Source organism: Dietzia sp. DQ11-44, from assembly GCF_014145205.1.
Lineage (GTDB): Bacteria > Actinomycetota > Actinomycetes > Mycobacteriales > Mycobacteriaceae > Dietzia > Dietzia natronolimnaea.
This window is the reverse complement of the sequence record NZ_JAALEC010000707.1, coordinates 1-1,307: the sequence shown is the minus strand read 5'-3', so window position 1 is coordinate 1,307 and position 1,307 is coordinate 1. Positions and strand designations below refer to the sequence as shown.

1 protein-coding gene is annotated in these 1,307 nt (G+C 71.6%); it reads right to left on the bottom strand.

What is annotated here, in order from left to right:
* Positions 1 to 234: 234 nt before the first annotated feature.
* Positions 235 to 1,119 carry a rhodanese-like domain-containing protein gene (locus G6018_RS15950; RefSeq protein WP_182640138.1) on the bottom strand — a complete coding sequence of 295 codons (885 nt, stop codon included), beginning with the start codon at positions 1,117 to 1,119 and terminating at the stop codon, positions 235 to 237.
* Positions 1,120 to 1,307: the final 188 nt, after the last annotated feature.

Sequence of the window (1,307 nt, the reverse complement as noted above, 5' to 3'; positions counted from 1 at the left end):
CCCGCCCCCGCCGACCCGGAGCCGACCGCCGGCGGGGTCCCACGCGACGCGGCGCCCCCGCGTTGTCTGGCGTCCAGACGCAGGAGGATGAGCGCCGCGGCGAGCAGCACGAGGGCCAGGAGGAACCAGAACACGACCATGTCCACAGAGGGTAGTCAGCGCTGGTGGGGTTACCCGCCAGGCACCGCGGCGCTGCGTGACCTGGACGGGCCCGGGAGCCGGCGGAGACGCGGGCTAGCGGGGGTCCTCCCCCAGGGCGATCGGCCGCCGACGATCCGCCGACCACTGCGACCACGACCCCGGGAACAACCTCCCCGCCTCGATCCCGGCCACCTCCATCGCCGCGAGCGCATGGCAGGCGTGGATGCCGGAACCGCAGTAGACCACGGTGTCCTTCCCGCTGGTCACGCCCACGTCGGCGAACATCTGACGGATGCGCTCGGCGGGAAGGAACCGACCGCTCTCGTCGAGGAACGACGAGGTGGGCAGATTGACGGCGCCCGGGATGTGACCGGCCCGCGAATCCATCGGCTCGGTGTGGCCGGCATAGCGCTCGGCCGCGCGGACATCGATCAGGACGCCCTCCTCGGGGCTGGCCTGCGTCTCGTCGATGTCGGCCGTGCGCATGTGATCGAGCCTGAAGGTGAAGTCGCCGCGTTCGACCGGGTTGCCCGGCCCCACCGCCAGGTCCTCGCCCTCGGCGATCCACGCCTTGAGACCGCCGTCGAGGAGGTAGACGTCCTCCTTGCCGGCCCAGCGCATCAGCCACCAGGCGCGCGCCGCGGAGGTGTTACCGGAGTCGTCGTAGATCACCACGCGACTGTCGTTGTGCACGCCGGCACGGCGCAGGGCGTCCTCGAGATCATCGGGCGAGGGCAGCGGGTGACGGCCCTCGCGGACGTTGCGCTGGCCCGCGAGCTCGGTGGGCAGATCGACGTACTGCGCACCGGGGATGTGGCCCGAGTAGTAGTGCTCGCGCCCGCGGGCGTCGCCGAGTCGCCAGCGCACGTCGAGGATCACGGGGGTGGGAAGGCTCGCCACGTCGCTGATCAACTCGCGCGCCGTGACGAGGAGGGGACTGACCTGGGTGTCGGATGCGGGTGCGGTGGCTCTGGTCACGGGTCCATGGTAGTCGCGATGACGACGAGGCGGATCCCCTCATCGGGGACTGATCCGTCACTCCGCGGGCGCGTGGGCGGGCGAGGAGCTGTGGGCGGTGCGGGACGTGGGCGGTCACCCGGGCACGAGTTGGCGGACAAGATTCGCGTCGGGGCCGTTCCCGATCGCATCTCCTGTCCGCCAACTCG